Origin of the sequence: Treponema sp. OMZ 840 (assembly GCF_050937815.1) — a bacterium.
GTDB lineage: Bacteria > Spirochaetota > Spirochaetia > Treponematales > Treponemataceae > Treponema_C.
Genome location: NZ_JACDIJ010000051.1, coordinates 1 through 440, shown reverse-complemented (window position 1 = coordinate 440; position 440 = coordinate 1). Strand labels below are relative to the sequence as shown.

General features: G+C 51.8%; 1 protein-coding gene. It reads left to right on the top strand.

Annotated elements, in window-relative coordinates:
- Positions 1 to 440 (top strand): DNA-binding domain-containing protein (locus tag H0R92_RS14070; protein ID WP_432966315.1); only part of this gene is annotated, 440 nt, incomplete at both ends.

Here is a 440-nt window from a genome sequence, read left to right as displayed (position 1 = left end):
CCTGACGACTTTATGGCGCAGGTTACGGACAGTCAAGTGTTCACACTTGAGGACATCATAGACCGCATGGTAAAGCGCGGGACGACAGTAACGCGCACCGACCTTGCCGCCCTTATGCAGCTGTATACGCAGGAATGCACCTACATTGTGGAAGAAGGCGGCACCTTAAACACGCCGCTTATCAACACAAGCTACAGCATTTCGGGCGTATTTGACGGGGCGGACGACAGTTTCGATTCCAAACGCCATACGGTAAACCTGAATATAACGGCGGGTACGGCACTGAAAGGAGCCTTAACCAAAACCAAAGCGGCAAAAACGGAAACCGCAAGTACCAACCCGTATATCACGGCAGCCTGCGACAAACTGAACGGCGGTACAGACACAATCAAAATAGGCTCGGTAATGGAAATAATCGGAAGCCGCCTTAAGTTCGACCC